Origin of the sequence: Gardnerella vaginalis, assembly GCF_001546455.1 — a bacterium.
Classification (GTDB): domain Bacteria; phylum Actinomycetota; class Actinomycetes; order Actinomycetales; family Bifidobacteriaceae; genus Bifidobacterium; species Bifidobacterium vaginale_B.
On the sequence record NZ_KQ956825.1, the window covers coordinates 167,347 to 174,057 of the forward strand.

6 protein-coding genes are annotated in these 6,711 nt (G+C 37.6%); 5 read left to right on the forward strand and 1 reads right to left on the reverse strand.

What is annotated here, in order from left to right:
• From HMPREF3216_RS05950 to HMPREF3216_RS05965, 4 genes are all read left to right on the forward strand, one after another.
• A partial coding sequence (locus tag HMPREF3216_RS05950; protein WP_060787366.1) for a hypothetical protein occupies positions 1 to 1,193 on the forward strand: 1,193 nt, incomplete at its 5' end.
• A gap of 511 nt (positions 1,194 to 1,704) precedes the next feature.
• Complete coding sequence (locus HMPREF3216_RS05955) at positions 1,705 to 2,256, forward strand: Panacea domain-containing protein (RefSeq protein ID WP_196485437.1); 552 nt, start codon at positions 1,705 to 1,707, stop codon at positions 2,254 to 2,256.
• A complete protein-coding gene (locus tag HMPREF3216_RS05960) occupies positions 2,253 to 2,756 on the forward strand; it encodes a GNAT family N-acetyltransferase (protein ID WP_060787368.1) in 504 nt (167 codons plus the stop codon). The genes HMPREF3216_RS05955 and HMPREF3216_RS05960 overlap by 4 nt, the downstream gene beginning before the upstream one ends.
• Positions 2,757 to 3,059: 303 nt before the next feature.
• Positions 3,060 to 5,318, forward strand: coding sequence for a KAP family P-loop NTPase fold protein (locus tag HMPREF3216_RS05965; protein WP_060787369.1), 2,259 nt, complete (start codon positions 3,060 to 3,062; stop codon positions 5,316 to 5,318).
• A gap of 283 nt (positions 5,319 to 5,601) precedes the next feature.
• Here HMPREF3216_RS05965 and HMPREF3216_RS06640 read toward each other — a convergent pair whose 3' ends face one another.
• Positions 5,602 to 5,772 (reverse strand): hypothetical protein, encoded by a 171-nt coding sequence (locus HMPREF3216_RS06640; RefSeq protein WP_230953866.1) that lies wholly within the window; start codon positions 5,770 to 5,772, stop codon positions 5,602 to 5,604.
• Positions 5,773 to 6,105: 333 nt separating this feature from the next.
• Between HMPREF3216_RS06640 and HMPREF3216_RS06325 the strand changes: the two genes are divergently transcribed.
• Positions 6,106 to 6,711, forward strand: a 606-nt coding sequence (locus tag HMPREF3216_RS06325; RefSeq protein ID WP_419471005.1) for a site-specific integrase, incomplete at its 3' end; no start/stop codon positions are given.

Consider the following 6,711-nt stretch of genomic DNA (forward strand, 5'->3'; position numbering starts at 1 on the left):
CAATGGCCACCCCAGCATTCGCTAAGGATGAGGCTCCTAAGTGCACTCCAGCTGCTGCTGATAAGCTTGCTGATCTTAAGCAGGCTGTTACCAAGGCTGAGCGTGCTGTTGCTAAGGCTCAGCGTGATCTTGATGCTGCAAATGACACGTACGCTGCAGATACCGAAACTTACACTGCTAAGAAGAATGTTGTAGATGCTTACAACAATGCTCTTAAGAACTACAATGATGCTAAGACTGGCGATAAGAAGGATGACACCACTCCAAAACAATTGGCTGCCCTTAAGGAAGCTGTTAAGACAGCTGCTAAGAATGCTAATAAGGTAGATAGCACTTTGCAAGCTAACGAAGATGCAGATGCTAATGCTAAGCTGAATGATCCTGCGCCTATTTCTAAGGACACAATCAACCAGAAGAAGGTTGCTCTCGAGAATGCAAAGTCTGCTCTTGAGGATGCCAAGGCTGATTTTGCTAAGGCTCAGTGCAAGGATGTTCCTGCTGATCCAGATCATAAGGATCCAACTCCAACTCCAGCTCCAGCTGGCTCTAAGGCTGAGCATGTTGCTAAGTTGTATGGTTTGAAGTCCGTGCTTGATGATGCTGAAGGCAACATGAATGGTAAGCTTAAGACTTATCATGAGCTTTTCGCTAAGCTTTCTGCTGCTAAGGCTGAGATGGATGCTGCTAAGGCTAATTTGGATGCTGCCGATCAGGCTGTTAAGGATGCTTTGGCTGCTGGCTTGAATGATTCTAATCCTTCTGCTTACAAGGATTTGACTGAGCGTGCTGCTCGTGCTCTTGCTCATTATCTTGCCGCCCAGAAGACCTACAACGAGGTTAAGGCTGAGTTTGATAAGGCTTATGCTGAGGCTGTTAATGCTTCCGCTGCTTACAACAAGGCTTTGGAAGCTTACAAGAAGGCTATTAATGCTGCTTTGGCTGATGGCGTGAAGCTTCCTGGTGATCTTCCAGTTTTGACTGATCCTTTGGCAGAGCTTAACTTGCCTGTTCCTGCTGGTGTTCCAACTCCTGTAGTTCCTGGCCAGCCAGGCAAGCCAGGCAAGCCTGAAGTTGAGAAGAAGAAGAATGATGGCAAGAAGTTGCCAGGCACTGGTGTTGGTGTGACTTTGACTGCTTTGGCTGCAACCATGCTTGCTGGTATGGGTGCTGCTGTTCGCAAGGCTCGTCACTAAGCACTGCGCGCATTGGCTGATGCATAGCCTCTCGCGCTTGTAGTGCGGTGTTTTGCAGACGCCAATGTTATACTTATGGTGGTTGTAGGTTCTCCTGCAGCCACCATTTTTATAACTAATTGCAATAAAGAGCATAGGATTACATCAAGTCAGCCGCCATTGTTCTAGTTTTATCTATTTAAAGGCGTTGAAAATTGTGATTTTTGCATTTTTACGCGCGAACGACATGATTTGCTTTCCCGAGAATGTAGTCCAAAACGTCGATTCTAGCAACAAACTCGGGAAAATATTCCGTTTTCTATTTTCCACTTACCCTAATAGTTTGCATGCGTCTTTTATAGGTGATTCTTGTGCATGTTTTTCTTTAGTATTGACCTGCTATATTAACTAATTTCATACATCTATTAACTGATTTCATGTACATGTAGGTTCGGTTCTACAATGCACAAAATTTGCATACTTTCTGATATTATTAAAGCTAAGCGTAATAAGAAAAAAGAGGATGATTACAATGACTAGAGCGATAGATGTAGCCAAGTATATACTTGAGCAACGCGAAGCACGTAATCATATGACGACGACTTTCGCGCTGCAAAAGCTTTTATATTATGTTCAAGCATGGATGCTTGTGGCTCAAGATAGACCACTTTTTGATGATCCAATTATAGCTTGGAAGCATGGGCCAGTGGTAAAAGATATTTTTACAACGTACTGCAAGGGACGACGCTATATCTTCCCTAGGGAAATACCTGATGGTGAAAGCGGTAAAGTGTCTCGAGAAGACCGTGCTGTTATTGATCGCGTGCTCAGTTTGTATGACAATAAAGATGACAATCATTTAGGAGACATGCTTGAGCAGATGAGTCATGAAGAAGAACCGTGGTCAAAAGCCAACTTGAACGATACCATTAGCACTGATAGTATGCTTGCTTTCTACTCAATGGTTCAAGCAAATGAAATCGAGTCAGCAGCGCCTGTGCCTAATCTTGCAGATGTGTCAAAACGAACATTTATCAGTAAAGAAGATGCAAAATTCCTCGAGAATATGATTGCAGGGGAATGATGATAGCTAAGCTGTGGACGCACATAATCAATCTTGACTATTCAATAGATTTGGACTCGTTTTATTGTGACGAACCTGAGCTTGACATATGGGTGCATCGTGACGCGTTTGAGCAGCAGGAAAAAGGTAGTTGCGTTGTTCATGTTGCATTAGATGATAGTAATACAGTAATCGGAATTTTCACTTTATCATCGCATTATTTACAGCATCGTGTAATTCCTCAGCAAACAAAAGATGATACTAACTTATCTGGCAATATTCCGTGTGTGCTTTTAGGAAGATTAGCCGTGAATAAGGAATATCAGGGGCGATCTCAAGGAAGTTTACTTGTTAAAGAGGCTATACAAAAAGCGCGCGAGTACTCTGTTAATGTTGGTTGTAGGTTTTTATATACGCAAGCGCTAAATGATAATCTTATAGACTGGTATAAGAAACTTGGGTTTGTATCTTTTCCTAAAAATCCAAGAAACATGATTTTTGATTTGAAATACCACAAGTAATGAACTTGTAAAGAATTAGACGACTATTGGTTGAGCTTATACCTTTTTATACGACTCTGTATAAAAACAATTGCGCTATATATTCTTATAGCTTATAGTGCGATTGTTTATTTTTCTTGCGTTTGTTTCCTTTTAATGTGTTCGTTTCCTTTTAATGTGTTTCGATAAACAAAAGCAAGGTTGTTTTCATCCTTGGTATTTTGCTTGGGTAAGGGAATTAACTAAAGGATATTTTTGTATAGATGATTAGAATATAAATTGTTATACGAAATACTGCAATTAGGTAGGAAGAGTGGAAAGTATATGAGTTACGTTGCAGATAAACCTATTGAAAAAGCTGATGAAGATTTATTGGGAAGATTTGATTTTGCGAAACAATTTGGAAAATCGATTTGTGAATATGATAGCAAAGATGGTCTTGTAATCGGTTTGTATGGAAAGTGGGGTAGCGGCAAGACATCTATTATTAACATGGCAATATCCGAGATTCCAGTAGATAAATCAGAGAAGAAAAAATGGTATTCAAAAGTATACAAAAGAATCAAAAAAATTTTTACTTCACAAAAAACTGAAGAAGATCAAAATCATAATCCAATAATTATTAGATTTTCGCCATGGAATTATTCGGATAAAAACAATTTAATTAGTTTATTTTTTTATGAATTGAAGAATAAATTAGGTGTTGCTAAAGGAGAAGAGAATAAAGAAAAAATCGGAAAGGCTATAAGTCAATATTCCGATATTATTGACGCTTTATCATCTATTCCAGTAGCTGGGCCTGCAATCGCTCCTATACTGAAAACTGCATTCAAAGCAGCAGTATCTAAATTAATGAAAACGCCTAGTTTGGATGAAGCTAAAGAGAAACTGTGTAAGGCGCTAGAAGATTTTAACCACAAAATAATTGTTTTTATTGATGATATAGATAGATTGACTACTCCTCAGATTAAAGATATTTTCCAATTGGTGAAACAAGTAGGCGATTTTCCTAACATCATTTATGTGCTTACGATGGATAGGAAAATTGTTTGCAATGCTTTATCTGAATATCACAATATTGATGGAGATGAGTATTTAAAGAAAATTGTTCAAGTTTCTTTTGAAATTCCTGAAATCGATAAATCACTATTGCCTGAAATACTAAAAGGTAGATTCAGTAAAATTATACACAAAAATGATTGTGAAGAAGAATTTGAAAATAACGAATATTTTGAAACAGTACTTAAAAACTGTGTAAATCCATATATCAAAAATATAAGAGATATAAATAGATTATTTAACGCGTTCCAATTCAAATATGGCGCTTTACGGAAAGAAACATCATTTGTTGATTTATTAGCTATTACTGCAATAGAAATTTTTGAGCCCAAGTTATACAAGTGGATTTTTAATAATAGGAATTTTATTTGTCGTGGAGAGATAAATTCTTCATTGCGAAGAAGCTCTGATCCGTCTGAATATATTGAAAAACGTAATCAAGAATTTGAAAATTTAGGATTGCATAACAAAATTGCTTTTGATATTGTTTCAACCCTGTTTCCTACATTTGCAGAAGACATTAATGAACATAAATTCGCAAATCCTCAATCTGAAGAAGAACTTATTAGTAAAATGCGCGTTGGTTCTATTGAGAAATTTGATTTATATTTCAGTTTTAATTTATCAAGTATAAAAATTCCAAGAGAAGAAATTATTAAATGCGTGAATAGTTATAGTAAACTTAGACTTTTTCAAAAGATTAGAAAATTTAATAAAGATGGCAATATTCTATACTTTTTGGAAAATGTAGAATCATTGTTTAAAGATAATAAAATATCAAATAATAGACTTGCTTTAATTGCATCTGCATTATTTGAATTGCAATATGACTTTAAAGGTATAGACTCATCTAATTTATTAGAAACATTCGCATGCAACTATTCAGAAACTTTGTTATATAACATAATTGCTCAATTAGAAAATGAAAATGATAGATATGAAATTATTAGTTCTGCAGTTCAAAATATTAATAAATACAACATTGGCACAACATCTACAATAATTAAATATATTAGATTTGACTACAAAAAATATGTATCTGAAGATGAGCATAAAAATTTTCAATTCATTAGCCTTAAACATTTAGAAGATATTGAAAAAATTTATGCGACCAAAATTAAATCTATCTCATATTCCGAGGATATATTAAGTTCTTACCAATTCGATACAGCATTTTACATATGGAGATGTATTGATGAAGAGAATGCCATCTCATATGTTAAGAATCTATTTAATAACGAGACAAATAAGCTTAAATTCTTATGTATAACAACATACAATAACTTAACAAACTGGAAATTTTATTCAGAAAATTGTTTTAATCTAGTTTCTGAAGAAGAATTTTATGATTCTATAAAAAAGTTTGATAAGAGCAGATTAGACGAATTTACTAAAGAAGAACAAATAAAATTAGCGTCGTTTGTACTGAATTATAAAAATAATAACGGTGATTTTGACCATGTTTCGGAGCGAGAAGCGTTGCAACTCATAAAAAAGTGGAAATCTGAAAGTAAGAGTAATTAAGAGTGGGTATAGTTCTGTCTGAAGTTCCATTACAGCGTTGTAAGGAATTTCAGACAGAACTACAAACTACCGCACTTTGCGACAGCGCAATCTTCCGTCGTTTACTCCTTCTTTGCACATCATAAGAGTTCCTTGTATAGTTATTTCTTGTGCTCCAGAAGCCGAGCAGAAGCTTCCAGGATGTACTAGGGAAGCTGTTGTTGCTATACTGTGTCTGTTGTGCAGATTGCTGTGCAAACACGGGAAGCATGCCTTTGCTGGCTTGTCATGCATTCGTTTAAAATTATGCCTGCTTTTTCGCTTTGATTTTAGAGTCCCGCTTTTCTCGGCTCAAGGCAATGAGATTGTTTAGTATTGCATTTTCCGCTTTAAGATACTCGTTTTCTTCGCGAAGAAACTTAAGTTCTTCACGCTCACTTAATGGATTATTGTTTTTTGATGGTTTAGTTTTCATACGTGGCTCTTTTACTGGTTTTTACGAGTATGCTTTACTAAACCACTATAGCAGTTTCGTATATTTGCACGCATCTTTTTACTTGGCTTTTCTTTAACCCGTTTGACGATATAATTCAACACACATGATTTTAAACTCGTAACTATATCTAACAGTTGACATGAAATAACCCTTTCACTGACTGTCCAGAAAAAGGGGTACATATCAATTTTGAGCTACAAACTCGGGAGATTGCTCGCGCATTTTCGGAAAATCGCTCGCGTATTATGCAGATCGAAGTCGTCGATTCGTGCGGCATATAATTAGGGTATGACCGAATCGCAGCAACCGCGCATGAATCAATCGCCGCAATCGCATCAATCTCATCAACTGCACAAATCTAATAAATCGCCATTTTTCCCAAAAATCCAGCAGTTTTTAAACCACATAAGCGTGGAGCGCGGGCTTTCGCCTAAAACCGTTGAAGCCTACCAGTCGGATCTTACAAAATACACGAATTGGCTGCGCGATGCCCGAAAAATCAACGATATCAACGAAATCACGCAGCTAGACATTGAAGAATACGTGCGTGCAATGGCAGCGCAAAACTTAGGGCCGCGCACTGTCTCGCGGAGAATCGCCAGCATCCACGAGTGGAATAAATTCATGCTTTCCAACGCGCAAATCGCAAGCGACCCTTCTGCAGAAGTCAAAGCGCCTAAGCAAGCGGAACATCTTCCAGACGTGCTCAGCATTAGCGAAGTTGAGCGCGTAATCGATGCGGCTGGCGGTTTTGGCAGCACGGACGCCGTCTCTTTGCGAGACCGCGCGCTTGTGGAATTTTTGTACGCGACTGGCGCGCGCGTGAGTGAGGCGGTTGGCTTAAAATTTGAGGATATTGATTTGGCGGAATCGGTTGTGCGGCTTAGCGGAAAAGGGCAAAAGCAACGGCTTGTGCCG

Coding starts and splice junctions, on each gene's coding strand:
- HMPREF3216_RS05955 (WP_196485437.1), top strand. CDS start 1,705: ATGACTAGAGCGATAGATGTAGCCAAGTATATACTTGAGCAACGCGAA.
- HMPREF3216_RS05960 (WP_060787368.1), top strand. CDS start 2,253: ATGATGATAGCTAAGCTGTGGACGCACATAATCAATCTTGACTATTCA.
- HMPREF3216_RS05965 (WP_060787369.1), top strand. CDS start 3,060: ATGAGTTACGTTGCAGATAAACCTATTGAAAAAGCTGATGAAGATTTA.
- HMPREF3216_RS06640 (WP_230953866.1), bottom strand. CDS start 5,772: ATGAAAACTAAACCATCAAAAAACAATAATCCATTAAGTGAGCGTGAA.